Annotated in this window: 27 protein-coding genes and 1 tRNA gene; 19 read left to right on the top strand and 9 right to left on the bottom strand. The window is 35.7% G+C overall.

Annotated elements, in window-relative coordinates; translation table 11 throughout:
* The first annotated feature begins 57 nt into the window (after window positions 1-57).
* From gldF to dnaN, 4 genes are all read left to right on the top strand, one after another.
* Entirely contained in the window at window positions 58-786 is a 729-nt protein-coding gene (gene gldF, locus KFE94_13305; protein ID UTW65621.1) for a gliding motility-associated ABC transporter permease subunit GldF, read from the top strand.
* Window positions 780-2,498, top strand: coding sequence for a gliding motility-associated ABC transporter substrate-binding protein GldG (gene gldG, locus KFE94_13300; protein UTW65620.1), 1,719 nt, complete (start codon window positions 780-782; stop codon window positions 2,496-2,498). Before gldF ends, gldG begins: the two co-directional genes overlap by 7 nt.
* Before the next feature lie 19 nt (window positions 2,499-2,517).
* On the top strand, window positions 2,518-3,525 hold the full coding sequence (locus KFE94_13295) for a hypothetical protein (protein ID UTW65619.1): 1,008 nt from the start codon (window positions 2,518-2,520) through the stop codon (window positions 3,523-3,525).
* Between the two features lie 164 nt (window positions 3,526-3,689).
* Window positions 3,690-4,808, top strand: coding sequence for a DNA polymerase III subunit beta (dnaN, locus tag KFE94_13290; GenBank protein ID UTW65618.1), 1,119 nt, complete (start codon window positions 3,690-3,692; stop codon window positions 4,806-4,808).
* On the opposite strand, the gene KFE94_13285 is transcribed toward dnaN, so the two are convergent.
* Window positions 4,805-5,560 (bottom strand): rhomboid family intramembrane serine protease, encoded by a 756-nt coding sequence (locus KFE94_13285; protein ID UTW65617.1) that lies wholly within the window; start codon window positions 5,558-5,560, stop codon window positions 4,805-4,807. The genes dnaN and KFE94_13285 overlap by 4 nt on opposite strands.
* 162 nt (window positions 5,561-5,722) lie before the next feature.
* On the opposite strand from KFE94_13285, the gene KFE94_13280 reads away from it, so the two are divergent.
* From KFE94_13280 to KFE94_13270, 3 genes are read left to right on the top strand one after another with little or no spacing between them, the layout of a single operon-like run.
* Window positions 5,723-6,226 (top strand): histidine phosphatase family protein, encoded by a 504-nt coding sequence (locus tag KFE94_13280; protein ID UTW65616.1) that lies wholly within the window; start codon window positions 5,723-5,725, stop codon window positions 6,224-6,226.
* A 5-nt stretch (window positions 6,227-6,231) separates the two neighbouring features.
* Window positions 6,232-7,371 carry an aminopeptidase gene (locus KFE94_13275; GenBank protein ID UTW68280.1) on the top strand — a complete coding sequence of 380 codons (1,140 nt, stop codon included), beginning with the start codon at window positions 6,232-6,234 and terminating at the stop codon, window positions 7,369-7,371.
* Between the two features lie 6 nt (window positions 7,372-7,377).
* On the top strand, window positions 7,378-8,181 hold the full coding sequence (locus KFE94_13270) for a DUF2797 domain-containing protein (protein ID UTW65615.1): 804 nt from the start codon (window positions 7,378-7,380) through the stop codon (window positions 8,179-8,181).
* An 11-nt stretch (window positions 8,182-8,192) separates the two neighbouring features.
* Here KFE94_13270 and KFE94_13265 read toward each other — a convergent pair whose 3' ends face one another.
* The 3 genes from KFE94_13265 to KFE94_13255 form a co-directional block, all read right to left on the bottom strand.
* Window positions 8,193-8,660 (bottom strand): FKBP-type peptidyl-prolyl cis-trans isomerase, encoded by a 468-nt coding sequence (locus tag KFE94_13265; GenBank protein UTW65614.1) that lies wholly within the window; start codon window positions 8,658-8,660, stop codon window positions 8,193-8,195.
* Window positions 8,661-8,688: 28 nt separating this feature from the next.
* Entirely contained in the window at window positions 8,689-9,228 is a 540-nt protein-coding gene (locus tag KFE94_13260; GenBank protein ID UTW68279.1) for an SRPBCC family protein, read from the bottom strand.
* Window positions 9,229-9,349: 121 nt separating this feature from the next.
* Window positions 9,350-9,423: transfer RNA gene (locus KFE94_13255), tRNA-Met, on the bottom strand.
* Window positions 9,424-9,523: 100 nt separating this feature from the next.
* On the opposite strand from KFE94_13255, the gene KFE94_13250 reads away from it, so the two are divergent.
* From KFE94_13250 to KFE94_13200, 11 genes are all read left to right on the top strand, one after another.
* Entirely contained in the window at window positions 9,524-10,183 is a 660-nt protein-coding gene (locus KFE94_13250; protein ID UTW65613.1) for a phosphatase PAP2 family protein, read from the top strand.
* Between the two features lie 73 nt (window positions 10,184-10,256).
* Window positions 10,257-10,637 (top strand): SRPBCC domain-containing protein, encoded by a 381-nt coding sequence (locus KFE94_13245; protein UTW65612.1) that lies wholly within the window; start codon window positions 10,257-10,259, stop codon window positions 10,635-10,637.
* A gap of 94 nt (window positions 10,638-10,731) precedes the next feature.
* Window positions 10,732-12,177, top strand: coding sequence for an LptF/LptG family permease (locus KFE94_13240; protein UTW65611.1), 1,446 nt, complete (start codon window positions 10,732-10,734; stop codon window positions 12,175-12,177).
* 2 nt (window positions 12,178-12,179) lie between these two features.
* Window positions 12,180-13,373: a glycosyltransferase family 4 protein gene (locus tag KFE94_13235; GenBank protein ID UTW65610.1), complete on the top strand. Its 1,194-nt coding sequence runs from the start codon at window positions 12,180-12,182 to the stop codon at window positions 13,371-13,373.
* Window positions 13,370-14,539 carry a glycosyltransferase gene (locus KFE94_13230; GenBank protein ID UTW65609.1) on the top strand — a complete coding sequence of 390 codons (1,170 nt, stop codon included), beginning with the start codon at window positions 13,370-13,372 and terminating at the stop codon, window positions 14,537-14,539. The genes KFE94_13235 and KFE94_13230 overlap by 4 nt, the downstream gene beginning before the upstream one ends.
* 85 nt (window positions 14,540-14,624) lie before the next feature.
* Window positions 14,625-15,197: an LPP20 family lipoprotein gene (locus KFE94_13225; GenBank protein ID UTW65608.1), complete on the top strand. Its 573-nt coding sequence runs from the start codon at window positions 14,625-14,627 to the stop codon at window positions 15,195-15,197.
* A 66-nt stretch (window positions 15,198-15,263) separates the two neighbouring features.
* On the top strand, window positions 15,264-15,659 hold the full coding sequence (locus tag KFE94_13220) for an RNA-binding S4 domain-containing protein (protein UTW65607.1): 396 nt from the start codon (window positions 15,264-15,266) through the stop codon (window positions 15,657-15,659).
* Window positions 15,660-15,759: 100 nt separating this feature from the next.
* Window positions 15,760-16,824 carry a 3-phosphoserine/phosphohydroxythreonine transaminase gene (serC, locus tag KFE94_13215; GenBank protein ID UTW65606.1) on the top strand — a complete coding sequence of 355 codons (1,065 nt, stop codon included), beginning with the start codon at window positions 15,760-15,762 and terminating at the stop codon, window positions 16,822-16,824.
* Between the two features lie 13 nt (window positions 16,825-16,837).
* Window positions 16,838-17,797 carry a D-2-hydroxyacid dehydrogenase gene (locus tag KFE94_13210; GenBank protein ID UTW65605.1) on the top strand — a complete coding sequence of 320 codons (960 nt, stop codon included), beginning with the start codon at window positions 16,838-16,840 and terminating at the stop codon, window positions 17,795-17,797.
* A 37-nt stretch (window positions 17,798-17,834) separates the two neighbouring features.
* Window positions 17,835-18,269, top strand: coding sequence for a phosphoheptose isomerase (locus KFE94_13205; protein UTW65604.1), 435 nt, complete (start codon window positions 17,835-17,837; stop codon window positions 18,267-18,269).
* Window positions 18,270-18,272: 3 nt separating this feature from the next.
* Window positions 18,273-19,223, top strand: coding sequence for an RluA family pseudouridine synthase (locus tag KFE94_13200; GenBank protein UTW65603.1), 951 nt, complete (start codon window positions 18,273-18,275; stop codon window positions 19,221-19,223).
* Here the strand turns inward: KFE94_13200 and KFE94_13195 are convergent.
* Window positions 19,220-19,744, bottom strand: coding sequence for a cytochrome P460 family protein (locus tag KFE94_13195; protein UTW65602.1), 525 nt, complete (start codon window positions 19,742-19,744; stop codon window positions 19,220-19,222). The two genes, KFE94_13200 and KFE94_13195, sit on opposite strands and share 4 nt — an antisense overlap.
* Before the next feature lie 225 nt (window positions 19,745-19,969).
* Here KFE94_13195 and KFE94_13190 point away from each other — a divergent pair, with 225 nt between their 5' ends.
* Window positions 19,970-22,027 carry a DNA mismatch repair protein MutS gene (locus KFE94_13190; protein ID UTW68278.1) on the top strand — a complete coding sequence of 686 codons (2,058 nt, stop codon included), beginning with the start codon at window positions 19,970-19,972 and terminating at the stop codon, window positions 22,025-22,027.
* A 17-nt stretch (window positions 22,028-22,044) separates the two neighbouring features.
* On the opposite strand, the gene KFE94_13185 is transcribed toward KFE94_13190, so the two are convergent.
* Genes KFE94_13185 through bamD form a run of 4 tightly spaced genes read right to left on the bottom strand, consistent with a single transcriptional unit; the run spans window position 22,045 to window position 25,343 of the window.
* Window positions 22,045-22,950 (bottom strand): DUF4835 family protein, encoded by a 906-nt coding sequence (locus tag KFE94_13185; protein ID UTW65601.1) that lies wholly within the window; start codon window positions 22,948-22,950, stop codon window positions 22,045-22,047.
* Window positions 22,947-24,149 (bottom strand): bifunctional phosphopantothenoylcysteine decarboxylase/phosphopantothenate--cysteine ligase CoaBC, encoded by a 1,203-nt coding sequence (coaBC, locus tag KFE94_13180; GenBank protein UTW65600.1) that lies wholly within the window; start codon window positions 24,147-24,149, stop codon window positions 22,947-22,949. The genes KFE94_13185 and coaBC overlap by 4 nt, the downstream gene beginning before the upstream one ends.
* A 20-nt stretch (window positions 24,150-24,169) precedes the next feature.
* A complete protein-coding gene (locus KFE94_13175; GenBank protein ID UTW65599.1) occupies window positions 24,170-24,505 on the bottom strand; it encodes a DNA-directed RNA polymerase subunit omega in 336 nt (111 codons plus the stop codon).
* A complete protein-coding gene (bamD, locus tag KFE94_13170; GenBank protein UTW65598.1) occupies window positions 24,495-25,343 on the bottom strand; it encodes an outer membrane protein assembly factor BamD in 849 nt (282 codons plus the stop codon). The genes KFE94_13175 and bamD overlap by 11 nt, the downstream gene beginning before the upstream one ends.
* Window positions 25,344-25,477 lie beyond the last annotated feature (134 nt).

Raw genomic sequence — 25,477 nt, 5'->3', positions numbered from 1 at the left:
ATATTGCCACCAGATAAAATTGAATTAATTTTGTACTCTTTTTAAAATCGGTTGTAAATGATCGCACTTCTCCGGAAGGAAATTTCAGTTTTTTTTAGTTCTCTCACCGGCTATTTAGCAATAATAGTCTTTCTCGCAGCTATAAGTCTCTTTATGTGGGTATTCCCTGGAAACTTCAATGTTATTGATAATGGATATGCCAATATTGATACACTTTTTATTATCGCTCCCTGGGTTTTTATGTTTTTGATTCCTGCTGTTACCATGCGTTCTTTTTCAGAAGAATGGCGTAATGGAACTATTGAACTACTACTTACCAAGCCTTTAACCGATTGGCAAATCATTACTGCAAAGTTTTTTGCAGGCTTATTTATTGTCATTTTTTCTTTGTTACCCACACTTACGTATTATTGGTCGGTAAAAGGATTAAGCCTTGCTCCTGGTATTGATGAAGGCGCAACCTGGGGTTCTTATTTTGGATTATTATTCCTTGCCAGTGGTTTTGTGGCTATAGGCATTTTTGCTTCCGCGTTATCCAAAAACCAAATCGTGGCTTTTATATCTGCAGTGTTCTTGTCTTTCTTTTTCTATGTTGGCTTTGAGCAAATCAGTGATTTCTTCTCTATCCCTGGATTAGATTCTATCATCATTCAATTGGGAATTAATGAACATTATGTTTCAATGAGTCGTGGGGTAATTGACACACGTGACTTGCTGTACTTCCTTAGCTTAAGCTCTGTTTTTCTGTATTTAACGAAAATAAAATTGGATAGTTTCAAATGGTAAACAAGTCTTCTTCAAAAAACAGAAAGCCGATCACCAAATTAAGTTCATTTGTCTCATTAGGCATTTTTCTGGTTATTATTATCCTCGCTAATTTAGCTGGACAGGTTTTCTTTAAACGTTTTGATCTCACAACGGATCACAGGTATTCATTAAATGATTTTAGCAAAAATCAATTAGAGAATCTGGAAGACATCGTTTTTCTTAGAGTCTATTTAGATGGTGATTTACCAGCTAGTTTCAAACAACTACAAAACGCTACCAAAGAGATTCTGGATGAGATGCGTGTTTATGCCGGAGATAATCTTCAGTATGAATTCATTGACCCATCTGAAAATCCTGACGAAAAAATTCGTCAAAACATTTACAGAGAACTCTCTGAAAAAGGATTAAAATATACAAATATCACCAGCCGTGATGGAGATAAAAAATCCGAACAGATTGTTTTCCCTGGAGCAGTAATGGTTTATCGCGAAAAGGAATTTCCAATTCAATTGTTAAAAAACACCATGGGAACCAATCCTGAGGTGATGTTAAATAACTCTATTCAACAATTAGAATATGAAATTTCCAGTGCCATAAAAAAGGCTTCACAACATAATCCTAAACGAATCGCATTTATTCAAGGCCATGGTGAAGCCAGTAAAATGGAGGTGCAGTCCATCGCCAGATCTTTAGGTGAATTCTACAGATATCAGCATGTAAAAATTGATGGACAAATTCAAGCCTTAAGAGGTTTCTCAGCCGCCATTGTTGTTGGACCGGATTCTGCTTTTTCAGAAAAAGATAAATACGTCTTAGACCAATTTGTCATGAATGGTGGAAAAATGATGTGGTTTATCGAAAACGCACAGGTAAATTCTGATAGCTTAAGAAAAAATGGAATTAGTTTAGGGCTTGCCGTAGAAAACAATCTTTCAGATCAACTTTTTAAATATGGGGCGCGGGTAAACTCAGACTTTGTTATGGACATGCAATCTTTACCTATTCCCGTTGTTACCGGAATGGTTGGAGATCAACCTAAACAGGAGTTATTCCCATGGTATTATTTCCCTCTAATTTTTAGCATGGTTAAACATCCGATCACCAATAATCTGGATGCGATTGCTACAAAATATGTGGGGAGTATTGATACGGTTGGAGGAAAAAACATCAAGAAGACACCTCTCCTCTATAGTTCTAAATATTCTAAAGTTACCAATGCACCTACCAGAGTTGCCTTAAATATTCTAAGAGATCCGCCAGATGAAAGAAGATTCAATAAAGGTCAGCAAATGGTTGCCGTTTTATTAGAAGGTAAATTTGAGTCTGTATTTAAAAATCGAATCAGCGAAAAGATTTCTGAAAACCCAGAGTTCAAATTCAAATCAAAAAGTGAGGAGAATAAAATGATTGTGGTATCGGATGCAGATGTGATCAAGAATGACGTTTCTCCGGATGGCAAGCAGTTTTATGACCTGGGATATTACAAGTATACCAATCGTGTTTATGGTAATAAAGATTTTATTCTTAACAGTATGAATTACATGCTCGAAGAAGATGGTCTCATTTTTTCAAGAGTAAAAGAATTCAAATTACGCCTACTTAACCGGCAAAAAATCGCTAAGGAAAAAAGACAATGGCAAATATTTAACACGGCTTTACCAATAATTTTTATCGTTATTATTGGCTCTATCATTAGTTTTTTACGTAAACGTAGATATAGTCGTTTTTAATTGTTTTTAAAATCATCAAATGGGTAAATACAAGAATATAATTATCATAGTTGTTTTAGTTGGTCTTACTGCGTTAGTTATCAGTCAGTACTTTAACGAATCTAAGTCTACTATTAAAGCATCTGTAAGTGATTTTAGTATTTCTGATACTGGTTCAATCAATAAAATATTCATTGCGGATAGAAATGGCAATCAAGTCTTATTGGAAAGAACTGAACCATCTAAATGGATGGTAAATGGTGAATATGTAGCTAAACAAAGTAATATCAACAATATTCTTGAAACCGTAAACCTTATGACGGTTAAAGCACCTGTAGCAACCGCACGATATGATAAAACCATTCGTGATTTATCTGCAAGTGGTACCAAGGTAGAGTTTTATAACAGTGGCTCAACACCCGAAAAAGTAATTTATATTGGGACACCAAACCAAAATCACACAGGTTCATATATGATGATTGAAGGCACAAACCTTCCATACCTGGTACATATCGAAGGTTTTAAAGGTTTTTTATCCCCTCGTTTTTCACCATTTGAAAATGACTGGAGAACAAAAGTTGTATTTAACTACAATCCAAAAGATATTGCCGAAATCAGGTTAAGTTTCCCTGGAAGACCTGAAAAAGGGTTTGTGATCAAACAAACCATTGACGGCCAGGTATCATTATACAACAACGCTTTGGTTCCTGTAGATGGATGGGATACCGGTTACATTTTTGATTATATGGAGCGATTCAGATCCGTAAATTTTGAAATGTGGGAAGAAACCAAAACGCCAATCTTTATCGACTCCGTAAGTAACTCTGTACCTCTTGAGGTATATACTGTTACCAATATGGCCGGAGAAACAACAACGATTAAGACTTTACTAAAACCACTTAAAAGCGGAATGGATATCGATGGGAATCCAATTGATCACGATCAGGACCGAATGTATGGACTTCTAAACGACAAAGAATTCATGATTATTCAGTACTTTGTTTTCGATCCTTTAAATCACGATATCTCATATTTTTATAAGAAATAGGTCAAGGTTTTATTGTTAATAAAATTTCAGTAAAATTGGCATTTTACATGTAGGAAATTAACCTCAAAAATTAATTTTGCTTGTACCTCTTTATATTCAAGGTTTTCTATGAATATTCTTCTAAGAACCCCATGGTATAAGTGACACAAATTAATTAGAACATTATGAAATTTATTGTATCCAGTACGGTATTATTAAAACAGTTGCAAAGTATAAGTGGAGTATTAAATACCAATAATACACTTCCGATCTTAGATAATTTCTTATTTAAAATCTCTGATCACAAATTGATTGTATCAGCTAGTGACCTGGAAACCACGATGACCACAGAGATTGAGCTTAATAATGCAGACAAAGATGGTGCTGTGGCTGTTCCTGCTAGATTTATTCTGGATACGCTTAAGACTTTTGCTGATGAACCTTTGACATTTACTGTTGATGACAATTCGTTCGGTATTGAAATGGCTTCAAGCAATGGTAAATTTAAATTAACCGGATTTAACGGAGAAGAATTCCCTAGAATTCCAAGCATTGAAAAAGCATCTGAGCTAACTGTATCTTCAAATGCATTGAGCAATGCCGTATCAAAAACATTATTTGCTACTGGAAATGATGAATTAAGACCGGTGATGTCTGGTGTAATGTTCGAATTAAACGAAGACAATCTTACATTCGTTTCTACAGATGCACACAAATTAGTTCGCTATAGAAGATTAGATGCAAAAGCTGACAAAGCGGCATCTTTCATTATGCCTAAAAAACCTTTAACTCTTTTAAAAGGAATTTTAGATGCGGATACAGATGTGAAGATTCAATACAATAATATGAACGCGTATTTTGAGTTCAACAATGTTCAATTGATTTGTAGATTAATTGATGGAACTTATCCGAATTACGAAGCTGTTATTCCTAAAGAAAACAACAACGTTCTAACCATTGATAGAAAAAGCTTCCTGGCTTCAGTAAAGCGTGTATCTATTTTCTCAAATAAAACTACACATCAGGTAAGATTAAAAATCTCTGGAAGTGAATTAAACATATCTGCAGAAGATTTAGATTACGCAAACGAAGCGAAAGAAAGATTAACTTGTCAGTACGAAGGAGAGGATATCGAAATTGGATTCAACTCAAGATTCCTTGTGGAGATGCTTAATAACTTAAACAGTGAACAAGTAAGACTTTTATTATCTGAACCGAATCGTGCAGGATTATTAGTTCCTGAAGGTGGAGATGAAAACGAAGAAGTATTAATGTTGGTAATGCCGGTAATGCTAAATCATTAATCGTCTTTCTTCGGTTTAAAATCATATTTTATGGAAACCTCAGGCCTACCGCCTGAGGTTTTTTCTTGCGATTTTTTAATATAATACTGATTGATTTCTTCCTGTGTCATATTCCAAAACTCAATCTCGTATTCCTCTTCATTGGTTTCCCAATCATACTTTCTTCTTTTCGGTCCTTCCTTTTTAAATACAAAGGCTAAAACTGTTCCTGCAATTGCTCCAAATAAATGAGACTCCCAGGAAATTTCTGGCATCAATGGCAGCACCCCCCAAATCATCGACCCATATAAAAACACCACGAGCAATGATAACCCCATCATTCGCTTATTTCGATTTAAAACTCCGCTCGTAAACAAAAAGGCACCCCAGGCATATATCAAGCCGCTTGCTCCGATATGAAACGAAGACCTCCCCATAGCCCATACCCAAATTCCTGTCATTAAAAAACTGTACAAAAGGACATACTTCGCAGAACGTCTATAGAAATAAAAAATAGCAGTTCCCAATATGAGTACCGGATATGAATTATTAATGATGTGCTGAAAATCACTATGAATAAATGGAGAAAATAAGATTCCACGTAACCCAATTAGATCTCGTGGATAAATACCATACGTATTAAAACTTACCAGAAATACGGTTTCCCAAATAAAAACGCCCCACATGATCAACAACATAAAAACTGGAAAAATCATACTTCTTAAAAGTTGATATTGCTGCTGTTCATTTTTCCTTTGGTACGCTTCTATCATGAATATCGATCTATCGAAAATCAATCCATTTTTAATTTACTGCCTAAACGGCAGATTCTCAAAACTAAATGTTGTTTACCATAATATAACCTTGTTGTTCTCCTGTTTTTTCTTTTTCTATTGACTAGAAAAATATTTCTTTGTGGTATCAGGTATATACTAATGAAGAAACTTTACATCGTTCGTCATGCCAAATCATCCTGGAAAGAAGAAGTGGATGATTATGACCGAGGACTCAAGAAAAGAGGAAAATTAAACAGCCCATTCATGGCGGGCAAATTAATTTCCAGAGGAGCAAAAATTGATCATATCCTCAGTAGTTCTGCTAAACGAACAAAAAAAACCACATCATTAATGAACGAAGTTCTGGGATTAGATACTGCATCCATTTCTTACAAAAAAGAATTGTATTTAGCATCTCCCAAAACCATCATTAATCAAATTCAAAATACTGATTCATCTGTTAATGAACTTATGGTAGTCGCCCATAATCCGGGAGTTACACAAGTAGTTAACTTTTTAGCGAAGGAGCACTTTGAAAACATTCCTACTGCGGGTATTGCCTGTATTCTATTTGATATTGATTCCTGGTCGGAGATCAAAAACAATGGAAAACTAGGTTTCTTTATTTACCCTAAAATGTTTAAACAAAAAATTTCAATATGATAAATATGAAGGCTTATATCAGTATTTTTTTGAGTTGTTTCTTAACTCTAAATCTCATTGCACAAGAAAAAAAACAACCTGAAAACTATTTATTTACGCACAAAATATTTATCGATGCTACTGCAGTAAAAAACCAACAAAATACGGGAACATGTTGGAGCTATTGCACCACTTCTTTTATTGAAAGTGAACTTATTCGTATGGGGAAACCTGCCATTGATCTTTCTGAAATGTTCAATGTAAGAATGAATTACGTTGAAAAGGCACAGAACTATGTCCTTAGGCAAGGTAGAGCTCAATTTGGTGAAGGAGGACTCAGTCATGATGTCATGAATTCCATCAAAAAATATGGATTGGTTCCTGAAAGTGCCTATTCAGGCAATACATACGATTCTTCAAAACATGACCATAGTGAAATGGCCGCAATTTTAGAATCCACGGTAAAAACGGTGGTGAAAAACGCCAAAAACATCTCTCCCATTTGGATGGGAAATGTAGAAGGTACATTGAACAATTATATGGGAGAAGCACCAAAAGAGTTCACTTATGAAGGTAAAACTTATACCCCGAAATCATTTGTGGATTACCTAGGGCTTAAACCTTCGGAATACGTAACCTTTACTTCATTTACTAACGCTCCGTTTTACGAAAAATATATCCTTCAGGTTCCTGATAACTGGGCGAATGGTTCTTTTAACAATGTTCCTTTAAGTGAACTCATGACCATTATTGATCATGCGTTGGGAAATGGATACACTATTGCCTGGGATGCTGATATCAGTGAAAAAACATGGTCCCGTAAAAAGGGAATCGCGATTATGCCATATAAACCTTTCAAAGAGTTATCAGCTGAAGAGCAAAAAGAACTATTTAAAACAGTAATTGAGGAAATGACTCCTACGCAAGAAGCCAGACAAGAGTTGTTTTTAAACTTTCAAACCACTGATGATCATTTGATGCATATCATCGGTACGGCCATTGATCAAAATGGTAACGAATATTATATCGTGAAAAACTCCTGGGGGTCAGAACGTGCAAATGACGGATATGTATACGTTTCAAAAGCATATATGGCAATGAAAACCATCGGGATCATGATTCATCAGGATGCGGTGCCAAAATCTATTGCCAAGAAACTCAACTAAATCAACATGGAAGCTTCAGGGAATTTATCCAAAATGAAAGCCGAGCTGGGAAGTGAGGTAGAATATGCTTTATATCTAGGTGATGACATCATAGAAATGAACGATTATATTGGCTCAGAGATTTCACTCACTTTCAATGGACGCATTAACTGTGTTTCCTGTGGTAAAATCACTAAAAAAGCTTTTGGACAGGGTTTCTGTTACAGTTGTTTTATGAATTCTCCTATGAATGCCGAATGTATTATCCGACCGGAATTATGCGAAGCTCATTTGGGTAAGGGTCGAGATGTTAAGTGGGAGAAAAAAAATCATCTACAACCGCATTACGTCTATCTGGCATTAACCAGTAAAGTTAAAGTTGGTGTCACCAGAATGGATCAGATTCCTACCAGATGGATTGATCAGGGTGCATGGAAAGCTATTGCTATTGCAAAAACTTCACAACGTCAGGAAGCAGGATTAATCGAAGTGAGTTTAAAAAAACATATGGGTGATAAAACGCCCTGGCGAGATATGTTAAAAGATGTTCGTGATACCTCAATTAATCTTTTAGAATTACGAGATAAAGCAATTACACTAATACCGGAAGATTTACAGAAATATGCTTTAAAAGATGAAGAGGTTACTGAACTCGTGTTTCCTGTTGATGAGTATCCTGAAAAAATTAAAAGTTTAAACTTTGATAAAACACCTGAGATTAGTGGAACTCTTGCAGGAATCAGAGGTCAATATCTCATATTTGAAGATGGCGAAGTTCTTAATATCCGTAAGTTTTCAGGATATTACGTAGACTTTGCAGCTATCGAATAAAAAAGGTGCTATTAAAGCACCTCTTCTAATTCTATATCAAAAATCAAAACTGAATTTGCAGGAATTGAGCCATTGGCTTGTCCTCCGTAGCCTAGTTTAGAAGGAATCAATAAGATGCCCTCTCCCCCTTCCTTAAACTTAGGAATTCCTTCTTGCCATCCCTTGATGACCTGCGAAAGATTCAAAACCACCGGAGACTTTGCTTCATCAAATATTTTACCTGATAACAAATACCCCTTGTACTTAATTTTTACATTTGAATACAAACTTGGCGTTTGCCCAATTCCAGGCTTTTTAATCACGTAGTATAACCCGCTGGAAGTAGAATCAGCATCCAGATTATGATCTTTAATGTATTCCTGAATTTTTGCTCTATCGATCGTATCATAATTTATTTCATCTTCTTGTTTCTTACAGGAAGAAAAGAAAACAAATAGAGATAGTAACGCGGCTAAAGCAAAAGACAGTCTAAATTTCATAACTAAGTATTTCCGTTAAAGACGCAATTTACTGATTTTCCATGATAGATTTCAAATTATTTAATCCGGTTTGTAATTCCGGACCTAACATCTGCTCAAAATCCATAAATAAAAGCATCAAATTGGAAGGGTAAGGCATGTTCCCATCAAATCCCCAAACCACTTTAGTTTGACCACCCATATCTTCTGTAGTCATATACGCCATATCAGTAGCTTCAAAAGGTTTAATAAATCTCAATTGGAAATCAATTCTTTTTCCATCTTCAATTTTCATTATCTCTTGCTCTCCTTCTCCAACATCTTCTACTTCACTGTTCCAATGTGAAGTAAAACCTACCTTACCATCTTCTCCGGTAAAAGTTTTCTCCATATTAGGATCTTTCTGTGCCCAGGTACTAAAATTATCCTGATTCTTTAAATATTTGATGTAATCGAAAACCTCTTGATTCGATCTTTGAATAACAACTTCTCTTTTCACGCTATATTCCGAAGGAACAATAGCTGCGACTATTAGAACTAACGCTACGATAGCCACAATTGCTAAGATTATTTTTTTTAACATGACAATGATTTATTTGGTTTATATACGCTAAAGTAAACTTTTCTCTGCTGAATACTTGGCATTTTAGGACGAATATCCATTTAAAACACATAAAAAAAGCCCGAATTTTCATTCGAGCTTTTTACCGTAGCGAGAGGCAGAATTGAACTGCCGACCTCAGGGTTATGAATCCTGCGCTCTAACCGTCTGAGCTACCTCGCCAAATTGGGGTGCAAATATATAATAATAATTGTCACATAAAACATGCTTTTTTAAATTTATTTAGGTTTCAAACAATCCTAAAAAACTACTTTTGATTTTTATGATCCAAAATATTCAAAAACACAAGCTTTTTTTTGGCGTCTATGCGCTTTTATTTTCCCTTTCCGGTTTGATATTGCTGCTTTTCGAGAAAAAAGATATTCATCTTTTTATCAACAATATACATGGTGGTTTATTTGATTTTTTCTTCAAATATTTCACTTATGTAGGAGATGGATTTGCTTTTGTGGCTGTTGCTTTGGCATGCTTATTCATCAGTAAAAGGCTTTCTCTTCAAATTATTTTAACAGGAGTTTTAGTTGGAATAATTTCTCAATTTTTTAAGAAAGTTGTTTTTGGACCAGTCCCAAGACCTTCTGCGTATTTTGAACAATTAGATATTCCTTTGTACTTCATTGATGGAGTTGATATGCATACCGCTTTTAGCTTTCCTTCGGGCCATACCACCGCTATTTTTGGACTGACTACAGCACTTCTTTTAGCTCAAAAAAACACCAAATTTGATTTCTTACTAATCCTAATTGCGGTTCTGGTTGGATATTCCAGGATGTATCTCTCTCAACATTTTTTGATTGATGTCTTTGCAGGTTCCATTTTAGGTATCTTAATCGCTTTGTTGGCTTATAACATATTATATTCCAGCAAAATGAAATTAAAGGTGAATTTGGACCAACCGTTAATTAATTTTCATACTAAATAGCCAGAATAATTCTTTTGTTCTCACAATTTGCATATATTGTGCGGCAACAATTTGACAAGAAAAACTAAACATAATGGTAAAAGAAAAATATACTAAAGAATATTACATGCGTTCTTCTCCGCATGTATTATACAATTATATAAGTGCTCCTAGTGCATTAGCAGAGTGGTTTGCGGATAACGTTGTAAACAAAGACGGTAACTTTACATTTACCTGGGATGGTGCTGAAGAATACGCACAACTGGTATCTAAAACTAAAGAAGTTTCTATTCGTTTCCAATGGGAAGATGATGCTGATACTGATTATTACTGGGAGATGGCCATTAAAATTGATTCGTTAACCAAAGACGTTGCTCTATTGGTTACTGACTTTGCTGAGCCTGACGAAATTGAAGAATCCAAACAATTGTGGGATCGTCAAATTGACGCTTTAAAACACGTAATTGGATCTTAATACTTAAGTTACAATTCTTCTAACATTTTTTATAGATATCTCATCTGTTCTCAATGAATGATGGGATATCTTTGCATTTGCATAAATCTTTCTCGTGTTGAAGAAGCTCGACATTTTCATCATTAAGACATATCTGGGGCCATTTATTATGACCTTCTTTATTACGCTTTTCATTTTTGAAATGCAGTTCCTTTGGAATTATTTAGAAGACATGGTTGGAAAAGGTCTGGAAGCTATTGTCCTAATTGAACTATTTGCTTTTGCGTCTGCGAACCTTGTTACCATGGCGCTGCCTTTAGCCGTTTTGCTAAGCTCTATTATGACGTTTGGTAATCTTGGTGAGAATTACGAATTAGTAGCGATGAAATCTTCCGGGATTTCACTCAACCGTATCATGCGACCACTTCTGATATTCAACCTCATCATCAGTAGTATGGCATTTTACCATTCTAATTATGTAATGCCTGTTGCCAATCTTAAGTTTAAAACATTGCTTTATGATGTGATGCATCAAAGACCGGCATTAGAGTTTAAACCGGGAGTTTTTTATAAGGGGATCGATGGCTATGTCATTCGCATCAAGGAAAAAGATGATGATGGACAGAACATGCGTAGTATTCAGATTTATGATCATTCTGAGCACAACGGGAATAAACAGGTTACCTTAGCTGAAAGGGGTAAAATGGCATTATCTCCGGATCAAAGATATCTGATCTTCGACATGTATAATGTAAAACAATACAAGGAAAATAAAGGGAAAACACATCCATTTACGTATTCAGAAATTGATCAACATACGGTAAGGTTTGACCTTTCTTCTTTCCAGTTTAACCGTACTGACGATGATCTGTTTAAAGATCACTATGAAATGCTTAATCTGGATCAGTTAGTCGCTTCAATGGATACCCTCAACTTTAAGCTAGACGAAAGATTATCAGATTATAGAAAATCTATGCATAATAGATTACAAATTTATTCAGACTCAAATGTGGCCGTTAATGGACTCCCTGAGGATACAACTTCAACATTAGACGTTTTTGAAGGAATGAATGACAGAGAAAAAATTGGGATCTATTCTACCGCAATCAATATTGCGCGTTCGTCTAAAACATACTCGGAGAGTATTGATGATGAAACAGAAATGAGATTAAAAAGAATTCACTTACATGAAATTGAATGGCATAAAAAATTCACGCTTTCAATTGCTTGTTTAGTATTATTCTTTATCGGAGCCCCATTAGGAGCTATTATTCGTAAAGGTGGTTTAGGAATGCCTGTAGTATTTTCTATTCTTATATTCATCATCTACCACATTATATCGATGTCGGGAATGAAGTTGGTTAAACAGGGAGAATTGCCAGCGATTATCGGAATGTGGATGGCCACTGCAACTCTGGTACCTTTGGGAATCTTCCTCACCTATAAAGCCACAACCGATTCGGTTTTATTGGATTCTTCATTTTATTCTTCTTTGACCAATAAGCTCAAGAAAATTTTTGCACCGATTTTAAAAATTTTCAAAAAAAATAAAGAAGCCTAATTATGAAAGTGCTTCAATTATGTCATAAAATACCGTTTCCTCCAAATGACGGTGGAACTTTGGCTACCTATCAATTGGCTAAAGCCATGATTGATATGGGATGGGAAGTTAAAATATTAAGTATTGCTACCTCCAAACATCCATACACAGAGATGCCCCTGGATCCGGTATTTAAGAAAACAGTTCCTGAATATATTGAAGTGGACACCACTCCCAAAGTGAGTGCACTACTCAAAAGCGTTTGGAAAAAAGACAACTATATTGTCAATAGATTTGATCATCCTGATTTTGCGAATCTGATTCAAAAAACACTTGGAGAAAACACTTATGATTTAGTCGTTTTTGAAGGAACTTTTACTGCTCCGTATATTGATCTGGTTAAGAAAAATAGTGATGCTATCTTAATGATGCGTTCTCATAATGTGGAATTTCAATTATGGGAAGATCGAATATTAAATGAAACACACGCGCTAAAACGTTTTCTACTTCAATCTCCGGTAAAACAACTCAAGCAATTTGAATTAAACGAATTAAAAAAATTCGATGTTGTAGCCACCATTAGCATGAGTGACAAGGCCTATTTTAATTCATACTTTGGGTTGTCAAAAACCATTTACGTTCCATTTGGTATTTCCCTGCCTGATGAGATGGTGGTAGACGATGATACTGAAAATAAAATTGTTTTTCTGGGAGCTCTGGACTGGGAACCCAATGTCAATGGATTAAAATGGTTCTTAAACGAAGTATGGCCAATCATCAGAGCTAAAAATCCAAATATTCAATTTTATATCGGTGGTCGAAATGCACCAAAAGATTTTGGAGAACAGCTTCCTGAAGGCGTTATTTTTCACGGTGAAGTGGCCGATGCCCATAGTTTTATTTTAAGTGGCCAACTCATGGTCGTTCCTCTGTTTGAAGCCAGTGGTATTCGAATCAAAATCATTGAAGGACTGGCGTTGGGGCAAGTCATTGCAACTACCTCAAAAGGTGCGCAGGGGATTCCTGCTCAAAATGAAAAAGATATTCTCATTGCGGATACACCAAAACAAATGGCACGTGAAATCTTGGATACTTTGAAATCCTCAAATAAATCCGAAAGCATTTCAAAGCATGCCAGGATTCTTGCGGAACAAGAATTTGATATTAGCCGTACGCAAAAGAAATTATTGGAAATGGTTCAAACTTTTAAGAAATGAAAGTTTTAGTACTATTATCCAGAATCCCATGGCCATTGGAAAAAGGTGATAAATTACGTGCCTTTCACCATATCAAAGTGATTTCACAAAAACATGAGGTGATCCTGGTATGTCTTACTGACTCTACTCCACACCCGGACGCCATAGATAATCTTTCTCCATATTGTGAAGAAATTCATTTCATTAAGCTTTCCAAGCTGGGAATTTTTTGGAATCTAGCTACTTCGGTATTCAATGACAAACCTTTTCAGGTAAACTATTTCTATCAAAAAAAGGCACAGAAAAAAGTCGATCAAATTATTGAAAAACACATGCCTAGACATTTGTTTGTGCAATTGGTGCGAACAGCCGAATATGTCAAAAAATACCATGTCATTGACTCTACCTTTGATTATATGGATGCTTTCTCTATGGGAGCTGAAAGAAGGATCAAAAAAGCAATTCCTGGAATCAAGACATTGTTGGTTATCGAAGCAACTAGACTAAAGAAATATGAAAACTATGTCTTTAATCAATTTACAAATACTACAATAATTTCTGAAACGGACAGAAATCTCATCGAACATCCGGATAATAATGAAATCGTAATTCTTCCAAACGGAGTAGATTTCGATAGATTTAAAAAAGATTCTCAAATCGATAAAGAATACGATCTGGTCTTTACCGGAAATATGAGCTATCCTCCTAATATCAAAGCTGCTCATTTTTTAGCCAACGAGATTATTCCATTATTGATTGAAAAATATCCAAATATCAAATTGGCTATTGCTGGAACTAATCCCCATGCATCGGTGAAAAGACTAGCTTCAAAAAACGTTATAGTTACCGGATGGATGGATAGAATTACAGATGCTTATAATAAAGCCCGCATTTTTATCGCGCCAATGCAAATTGGTACCGGAATGCAAAACAAAATTCTAGAAGCGATGGCCATGGAAGTTCCATGTATCACATCTCAACTGGCGGGAAATGCCATTAAAGCCACCCATGAGCAAAACATTTTAATTGGGGACGCTCCAAATGATTATGTAGGATACATTACCCAATTAATGGAGAATCAGGATTTAGCAAAAAAAATCACTTCTAATGCTCTTAATTTTGTGCGTTATAATTACAACTGGGAAACCAATAGCACTCCTATTTTAAACCTCATTGAAAAGAATTAAAAATATTTTTGGCACATCACTTGCTAAAGGAGTTGAAAAAAAAGATTTATTATCTAAATTTGAAATTCATTAAACAAACATTACCATGAAGACATTAAAAACATTATCGATCATTTTTGCAGCCGGAATTCTATCTGCAGGTGTAGTAGGATGTAAAGGAAAAAAAGATGCAGGACCTGCAAAAGGAGAAGTATTAGTTGACGTTTACTGCTCAGGTCCTGAGTACTTCACCGATAAAAAGTTTTTCAGAGCAAATGCAATCGGAGAATCTTTAGACCAAATGGTGGCTAAGAAAAAAGCTATGGCTAACGCAAGAGCTCAATTGGCTACAGATATGAGTTCAACAATGAAAATTGTTGGTGATAACTATGTGAAATCATCTGAATTCAACAACAAAGAAGAAGTTACTGAAACATTCCAACAAAACGCACGTACAGTTGTGGACCAGTCTTTAAACGGAATCAGAGTAATTTGTGAAAAACAAACCAGAACTGCTGAAGGTAAATACAAAACTTATATCGCGATTGAGCTTTCTGCTGACGAAATCTTATCAAAATATAACGAGCGTTTATCTAAAGAAGAATCTTTAAAAGCAGATTATAACTACGAAAAATTCAAAGAAACTTTTGACGCTGAAATGGCAAAAATTGGAAAATAATTTTTTGAATCAATAATATTCTGAAAGCTCTCGAATTTTCGAGGGCTTTTTTTATACCTTCACCTTATGAGAATCGATAAATATCTATGGTGCATTCGACTATTTAAAACCAGAAGTCTAGCTACAAAAGCAGTTAAAGATGGAAAGATCATGGTCAATGAGAAAGTCGTCAAAGCGAGTAAAGAGCTAGAAACCAACGATTCCATCTCTATAAAATATACTCCAACTGTTCGGGTATTCAAAGTATTGGGCTTTCCTAAAAGTCGTGTCGGTGCCAAATTGGTTCCTGATTATATGAAAGAAATTACCCCTCAAGAAAATTTGGACTTATTAAATGAAATCAACCAACAGAAAAAAGTCAATTCCTATTTTGGTATTAAAGGTCGTCCCACAAAAAGAGATCGTAGAAACATTATGAAGACATTGGAACAAAGAAATTATTACGGTGAAGATGAATCCTAATCACGATTTTAGGGGTAGTGATTTTTTTTCGAATAATTAATACTTTGGTAATACCGTTACAATAATTCAATCTAATTTAGTCGCTTCAAAAACAAATCATATGAGTAAAGTTCATAATTATAGTGCCGGGCCATGTATTTTACCACAAGAGGTGTTAAAACAGGCTTCCGAAGCAGTTACCAATTTTGACAATTTAAACCTATCCATTCTTGAAATCTCACATAGAAGTCCTTCTTACGTAAAAGTAATGGATAACGCCATTGCCATGGTAAAGGAGATGTTGAATGTACCGGATAATTATTCGATATTGTTTCTTCAAGGTGGTGCAAGTACCGGCTTTTTAATGACTATCTATAATTTACTTAAAGAAGGTGGTTCTGCTGCATATGCAGATACTGGAACATGGTCATCTAAAGCGATTAAAGAAGCTCAAAGGTTTGGAGACATCCATATCGTAGCTTCCTCAAAAGACAAAAACTATAATTACATTCCTAAGGGATTTGAAATCCCATCCAATGCGGATTATTTCCACTTTACTTCAAATAACACAATTTACGGTACACAATACAAAGAATTCCCTCAATTTGACGGAATAAAAGTATGTGATATGAGTAGTGACATTTTCAGTCGTCAAATCAATGTAGCCGATTTTGACTTAATCTATGCCGGAGCACAAAAGAATTTGGGACCTGCAGGAGCTACCTTGTATATCGTAAAAGATGATATCTTCAATCATTCAGGAAGAAATATTCCTGCAATGATGGATTTCAAAACACACGCCTCTAAAGATTCTATGTTCAACACACCTCCTGTATACTCTGTATATGTGGCGATGTTAAATCTTCAGCATATGTTAAAAAATGGAGGTCTATCCTATTATGAAAAACTAGCTCAAGACCGTGCGGATATGCTTTATCATGAAATTGATAGCAATCCTCTATTTGAAGGTACAGCAGCCAAAGAAGATCGTTCAAATATGAATGCGACTTTCGTACTTACAGATGAATCTTACAAAGATCAATTTGATCAACTTTGGAATGGAGCCAACATTTCAGGTATAAAGGGACATAGATCAGTAGGTGGATACCGTGCTTCTATGTATAATGCCCTTCCATTGGAAAGTGTAGAAGTATTAGTAAACGTAATGAAAAAATTAAACTCTTAAATTCTATTGAATTATGAAAGTTTTAGCAAATGATGGTATTTCTCCGGTTGGAGAACAAATGCTTAAAGATGCGGGGTATACCGTTGAAACAAAAACTGTTGCACAAGATCAACTGACAGACTATATCAATAGCAATGATGTTTCCATTTTATTAGTAAGAAGTGCAACCAAAGTACGTCAACCTATGATTGACGCTTGTTCAGGTCTAAAAGCCGTTGGACGAGGTGGGGTTGGATTAGATAACATTGATGTGGATTATGCTAAAGACAATAATGTAGATGTATTTAATACACCAGGAGCATCATCTCAAGCGGTAGCAGAATTGGCTATAGGACACATGTTAAGTTTGGCCAGAGGATTACATGATTCTAACAGACAAATGCCAATCAACGGGGAAACAGAGTTTAAGTCATTAAAGAAAAAATACGCTAAAGGTATTGAACTACGTGGCAAAACACTTGGCGTAATTGGTTTGGGAAGAATTGGCCAACAAACTGCCAAGTATGCACTAGGAATGGGTATGAAAGTAATTGGTACAGATTCTTTTGCAAAAGAAGTTCATATTGATTTAGGTATTGAAGGATGTAATACCCCTGTAAAAATTTCAAGTATTCCATTTGACGACTTACTGGCACAATCTGATTTCATAAGTTTACACGTACCAGCACAGGCTGATGGTAAACCGGTAATTGGCAAAGCTGAAATTGAAAAAATGAAAGAAGGTGTTATCCTAATCAATTTAGCTAGAGGCGGTATCATTGGTGAATCTGATCTTTTAGAGGCTTTGGATAATGGAAAAGTAAGAGGTGCTGCAATTGATGTATACGATAACGAACCGAATCCAAATGGGGATATCTTAAAACATGAAAGCTTGAGTTTAACACCTCATACCGGTGCTGCAACTGTTGAGGCTCAAGATAGAATTGGTGAGGAATTGGCTAATTATATTATTACCAACTTCCCAATAAACTAACTGGTTTAACGTAAGTATTTACAAAACCATAGGTAATATGTCAGAGAAAACATCAAAAAACTTACATAAAGTGGTGAACGAGAAAGGTGAAAACCTTTCTCCTGCACTGCCAGAAGATATCAAAAACTATCTCATTGATATAGATGGTACAATTACAGATGATATTCCTAACGAGGAGCCTGAAAGAATGGCCACTTGTGCACCCTACCCGGATGCTTTGGAAATCTGTAACAAATGGTATGATGAAGGACATATGATTACATTCTTTACGTCCAGAACAGAAGAACACAGAGAAGTTACTGAAAAATGGCTTAAAGCCAACGGATTTCGCTATCATGGGATTCTATTTGGAAAACCAAGAGGAGGTAACTATCATTGGATCGATAATCACATGGTACGCGCCACAAAATTTAATGGTAAGTTTACCGATTTAGTGACAAAGACTAAAAAAATTGAAGTTTTTGAGAGATAATATATGATTTCAAATACTGATTTTAAATCTGCGATCTTAAGCGGCTATCAGAAAATAAATTCCATTCCCCCTACTCCTCGAGTTTTCACCCTATCCGTAAAAAAGAAATTTGATGGATTTCAATTGATTGATGTTTATTGTCAATCATTTTCTCATGTAGATAAAACCTTTTGGGAAAATAAAATCAATACAGGAAATCTTACTCTAGATGGGAAAAAGGTTTCTCCTAATCATACTGTACGCGCAGGACAAATCACACAACACACATCTCCTTATAAACCTGAACCTCTAATAAGTTATGACTTGAATCTAATTCATGCGAATAACGAATTTTGGGTCATCAATAAACCATCTCCTCTGCCAGTACATGCAGGAGGCAGATATCTCAATCACACATTAAAGAAATTATTGGAAACCAGTTTTCCCAAACAACAATTTCATCTCATCAATAGACTGGATGCCAATACTACAGGATTGGTACTTGTTGCATTGAACAAACAGATAGCACAAAACCTAAATGAACAATTTCAGAAGCAGCAAGTCACAAAAACGTATCTAGCTCTTGTGGAAGGAACTCCTGAAAAGAATCAATTCTCCAGCACCAAATCCATTGGAAAAGAAAAAACACCCGCTGGTGGTCGAAAAATTGAAGCTGGAAAAGACTCATTTACCGAGTTTAAAATTCAAAATAAGTTTAACGATAAAACTCTTCTGGAAGTTACTCCTCATAGTGGACGTACCAATCAAATCAGACTCCATTTAGCCGATATTGGGTTACCTATCGTTGGAGACCTCGGTTATAAAAACCCCGCGTATTTTGATCAAAAACCTTTAACCTATGATCAGGATACACTTTTTCTCCATTCCTGGAAGTTAAAGTTTAAATCTCCATTCTCTGAAATAGAGTTTGAATTTGAAGCTCCTATAAATACAAAGTGGACACCTTATATTTAAGGGTAAAACTTATTCATTAGCATATAGTCAATATTCCCACTTTGCGAATGACATCCTATACATACTCCGCCTTTTTCGGTTGCTGATATCGATACATCCCCCCCCGGAAATATATATCCCCAAACCCATCCATTAGCATCCGCATATTGGTTGGTAGGGTCTTTAAATAACATAGCATAACGCTCCAGACTTTGATCTGCATTCAAAAGTTCCTTAACAATCACGGACCCGGTTGGAAATACCGATCCATCAATGATTCTACCAGCGGAATCTAATTTTGCAGAAGCAATATTATTAAAACGAGTTCTTAATAGTGGTGCTGAGTGTCCACTTCCGGAACTTCTGCCCAATGGAATACTCGAATTCTTAAACCAGGTATAACCGTCCGTTTTCAAAGCCATTTCATACAATTCTCTATCAATATTTGATTCACTCACCACTGGATCATGTTTACATGATACCAAAGCACCAACTATAAAAACCAAACCCAAAAACAGTGTTTTTTCGAATACTCTTCTCATATCACAATCGTTTTAATTTGAAAACTAAACTAAAATTTACAATTTCTTTTTATTGTCAGCCATCAACATTTCCGATAAAAATACTATTTCACCTACCTCAAAGTACCATTTTCATATATCCTTAATTAATTGTTGGTATACGGATTTGGTCTGAATACATTTGCTGACGTGAAATTTGCAGATCAACAAACGATAGAGGATTTAGAGTTCGAAGCCATTAAAAAAATGCTTTCGAAACTGTGTTTTGGACCTACGGCTAGTGAACGAATTCATAATTTAGATTCGCTTCCGAGTCTTTCAGAAGCTGATCTGGCACTTTCTTTAGTTCAGGAATATGTTGATATTCAAAAAGAAGAAGTCGTATTTCCAAGACTCGAATTCACAGAACTCACCAAAGAAATCGTTTTCCTTAATAAAAAAGGAAGTCAGCTCACGCTAGAAGGCTTTATCGCACTTCTTCACGCAAGCCGGATTGCAAATCAATTGGTGAAATTTATAAAACCGTTTGAAGAAGAATATCCGCACTTATTTGGGTTAATTCAAACCACTTATTATTCTAAGGAGATCATCACTCCAATAGAAAAAGTTCTGGACCGTAAATATCAGGTCAGAGATGATGCCTCACCAAAGTTGTTCGAAATCCGAATGGATATCCGATCTATTCGTAAACAAATCAATGTCAATTTTGATCGCATTTTAAAAAGACTTCATGGTTCAGGAATGCTTGCAGACAATAGTGAATCATTCGTGAACGGTAAACGGGTATTAGCTGTATCTGCAAGTCATAAAAGAAGTATTCCTGGAAGCATTATTGGCTCTTCAAATAACGGACATGTGGCCTATATTGAACCAAAATCTAACGAGCCGCTTCACCATGAACTGAATCAGCTCATAGACGAAGAACGTTTGGAAATCAATAGAATTTTCAAAGAACTAACAAAAACGTTGCGTGTTCATTTAGAACTCATTAAGACATATCAGTTTCTTCTAACGGAGTTAGATTTTGTTCAGGCAAAAGGTCGTCTCGCACAAAAAATGGGTGCATTAAAACCCCATATCGAATTTAAAGAAGTTCTTATCGATTTAATTGAAGCACAGCATCCACTGCTATTGTTAGCTAATAATGAATTAGAAAAACCAACCTTTCCGCAATCTGTGAAAATGGACAAATTCAGTCGTATGATGGTGATTTCCGGACCAAATGCCGGAGGTAAATCCATTACACTGAAAACCGTAGGTCTTTTACAACTCATGTTTCAATCGGGACTATTAATTCCGGTAGATCACAGATCCAAACTTGGATGGTTTCATAAGGTACTAACGGATATTGGCGATAATCAGTCTATTGAAAACGAATTAAGTACATACAGCTATCGCCTACAAAGAATGAAGTATTTTTTGGATGTTGCCAATCGAAAAACACTTCTACTTCTGGATGAATTTGGAACAGGATCAGATCCTGAACTGGGAGGAGCGCTAGCGGAAGTGTTCTTTGAAAACCTGTATAATAAAAAGTGTTTCGGGGTGATCACCACGCATTATGCGAATATCAAGTTAAAAGCTTCAAGATTAAGAAATGCGGTGAACGCCAGTATGCTGTTTGATCGCGAATCACTGGCTCCGTTGTTTGAACTATCCGTAGGACAACCCGGATCATCATTCACGTTCGAGGTCGCACAAACCAATGGAATTCCAATTGAACTGATCGATGATGCTAAAAAGCTTTTGGATGTTAAACGTGTAGAAATGGATCGTTTGATTGCTGAACTTCAAAAAGAGAAGGCATCTATCCAACAAATCACAGATACACATAAAAAAGCTACTAAGAAGGCGGAAGAATCTGTTTCATATTACGAAGATCTCCAGCATCATATTACGCAACAAATTCAAAAGCAACAGACCCAAATTGAGCAAAACAATAAGTTTATCAATTGGGGAAAGAAGCTTGAGTTTTTCCTCAACAAAATGAAAGGCAACAAAGCCAGTAAACCTTTTATGGAAGATGTACGGAAGTACTTCATTATGGAGAAAACCAAGCTGACTGAAGCTACGAAAAAGGCTAAACTTAAAAAGCAAACAAAAAGCACTTTCAAACCTAAAATCAAAAAGAAACCACTACCAGTTAAGAAAAAAGTCGTAAAACCTATCGAAGTAGGATCAAAAGTTCGACTCATTACAGGAACAGAAACCGGGGAAGTACTGGAAATCTCAGGAACAAATGCGACTGTCTTATTCGGGAATTTCCAAACAAAAACCAAAGTAGCTAAACTTGAAGCTATTTAAACCTTTACTTAACTGAGCTAACGGTCGTTAATCTTAGACCAGTTCTGCGTATTACTAGGATAAATCCGATCTAACAAAGTGATGATCTTTTTCTTTTCATCAGGTGTTGCCTCCTTGTAAATACCTATAATCTCACTAGATTTCGCATTAAAGAAAATCTGGATGTTTACCGCATCCGGTACATCCTCGTAAACTGTTTCTAACAATTGTAACGCCTCGGTAATCTTTTTTCTACCATTTGCAGGATTCTCATACATTTGGTCCAGACCCTGACGGTGATACATGTACAAACATTTGTTGATATTCTCATATCTCGGCTGCACCATATTCTGCACAATCCAATATCTGTTTTTATCACTTTCCAACGGTTTCCACCCGGAAAATGGTGAATTGGCATTTTGATTGGCAATATTTAATGCCTGATCAAAGTACTTTTTACCTCCAAATGGACTAAATGTTTCGTAATCATAACCTATCACTAAATACACATAATAGGCCAACATAGCTGTTAAATTGTTTTCACTGGAATTCTGAATGTTAAAATTCAAAACGTCCATTTGCGAGAAAACAAATTCGAAATTATCATCCTTATAACTGAAGACAGCTGTATTATAACCTGAATTATATACCGGTCTTACTGTTTGAATCTGTGTTTGTGCTTTATAACTCCCCGAACCACTTGCTTCTGTAATATTGATCAACATCGAAAACTCAATCTTTTCGTTTTCCTTGATCACATCATTCGTCCATCTTCTTTCATTGATAAACTCACGTACCTGACGTTCAAATGACTCAATCACGTCCAACTGAATTGACCCGCCAGTTACCTGTTGGGTGTTCACGGTTAAATTACATCTTACTTCCTGTGCTTTCAGCTGTAAACCAACAAAAAGAGCAATAAAAACTAGGATAATTTTATTCATGATAATTCTTCAATCGCTTTTAAAATATCTAATGCCACTTCAGACTTGGACTTTAACTCAAATTGCTCCAAATTATTTTTCCGATCAATTAAAGTTATTTTATTGGTATCATATCCAAATCCTGCACCTTTATCTTGTAAAGAATTTAAAACAATCAAATCCAGATTTTTACTTTCAATCTTTCGCTTCGCGTTCTCTACCTCATTCTCTGTTTCCAAAGCAAAACCAATCAGTTTTTGATTCTCTTTTTTGACACTTCCTAAATGCTTTAAAATATCTTTTGTTGGCTTCAACCGAATCACCATTTCATCCGATTTCTTTTTAATCTTCTGGTCAGCGACCTCTTCCGGAGTATAATCCGCTACGGCAGCCGCAAGGATGGCCACATCGGTCTGTCCAAACCGAGTAGTCGTTTCATCATACATAGATTGTGCATTACGCACAAAAACCTGAGTTATGCCGCTCATTTCAATTTTTGGTGTTCCAGGTCCAGAAACCACTGTGACGTTCGCTCCCTTTCGAGCTGCAGCTTTAGCTATCTCCACACCCATTTTACCAGATGAATGATTTCCAATAAATCTTACCGGATCAATGGCCTCATAAGTTGGTCCTGCAGTAATCAACCAATTTTGTCCTGCAAAAACCGAATCACCAGCAAAATAATTTGATACATATTCCAAAATAGAATCTGGTTCAGCCATTCTTCCTGGACCGACCAACCCACTGGCCAATTCTCCATATTCAGAGTCTATAAACAAATGCTTCCTATCCTTTAAACTCTGGATATTACCCGTTGTAGCCGGATGTTGGTACATATCCAGATCCATTGCAGGAGCAATGATCACCGGACATCTTGCTGAAAGATAAACAGCCAGCAATAAATTATCCGCAATCCCATGATTCATTTTAGCAAGGGTATTGGCCGTAGCTGGTGCTATTAAAAACACATCTGCCCATAGCCCAAGCGCTACATGATTATTCCATGTTCCCTGCTCCGGGTTTCCGATATATGTGCTATAAACTTCGTTCTTTGATAACGTGGCTAACGTAATCGGGCTAATAAACTCTTTGGCTGAAGGAGTCATGATTACTCTGACTTCCGCTCCGGATTTTACAAAATTGCGTATAACAAAAGCGGCCTTGTAGGCCGCTATGCTCCCGGTTACACCGAGTAAAATCTTTTTGCCTTTTAAATCCATAAAGGCGTAAATTTAATTAATTATTCAGTCTTACCTTCTTCCTTTGCAGGATTACGGTAATAAATTTGATCATTTTCAAATTCAACCATTGCTAAAGCTAAAGGCTTTGGCAATTTTTCGTAGTATTTTGAGATTTCAATTTGCTCTCTATTCTCAAAAATCTCTTCCAAATTATCAGATGAAGACGCAAACTCGCTCAATTTTGCATTCAATTCTTCTTTGATATCTCTACCAATTTGGTCAGCACGTTTAGAAATAATTGCTAAACTCTCATACAAGTTACCTACTTTATCTCCTAAGTCACTAGAATCACGAGTGATTGTAGTCAATGGTGCATCAGATCTTTTATACGTCATCGTTATCTTTTTTCAATTTTTCATTCATTTTTTCCAATCGCGCATACATTTCCTGAGCCATGCTCATACGTTCGCTACTGGGAAAACGGTCTGCAAAATTAACATAAGCTTTGAAAGCTTTGGCAATTCTTTCGCTCTTTTTTTCTTGAACACTCTTAATTGCAAGCAAATAATAGGATTCAAATATGTTAAAATAGATGTCTTCTCTGTATTTCGTATCCGGAAAATCCTTCAAAATATTCTCATACGTCAATACAGCAGAAGTATAATTTTCCATCTTCTTATACTGATTTGCACCATCAAATGCCTTCTGCTCAATCTTTCTTTCTAGTTCAACAATCAAGACATTACAACTATCCACTCTTGTACTTCTTGGATAGCGATCCACAAAAAGTTGCAAATTTGATATCGCTGAATAGGTATTCGATTGATCTAATTTCGGTGGAGGAGATAATTTGTACAATGAAAAAGCACTCATAAAAGCACATTCCTCAGCATACTGACTCGTAGGAAAGGTTTTCGTGAATTCAGAAAAACGATGTGAAGCCAACAGATAATCCTCTAAATAAAAATCACTGTAAGCAAACATATAATACAGTTTCTCTGATCTTTTCTGCCCCCTGTATATCGCAGTTAATTCTTCAATTAAAGGGTAAGCCTTGTAATAGTCACCTTTTTCATAGTACTCGTTGGCTTTAGAATATTTGTATTCCAAATCGGTAGATTTTAAAACCTTATTGTATTCAGAACACGAACTCACAATAATGGCCACAACTAATACCACCCAAAAGCTTATCCCTTTTTTAATCATGCGTGCAAAAGTAATTTTTTTAACCATTCCTACTTAATTCTTCACAATGTGGATTTCTATTTATAGTAGTACCTTCACACATCACAAACAGCTACTATAAGCACATACAAATCAAACAATTAAATAGCAATTCCATTTTATTAAACGATTTGCTTTTAAGG

This window comes from bacterium SCSIO 12643 (assembly GCA_024398135.1).
Classification (GTDB): Bacteria; Bacteroidota; Bacteroidia; order Flavobacteriales_G; family Salibacteraceae; genus CAJXZP01.
The sequence above is the reverse complement of the archived record's forward strand: the minus strand, read 5'-3'. Positions and strand labels throughout refer to the sequence as shown.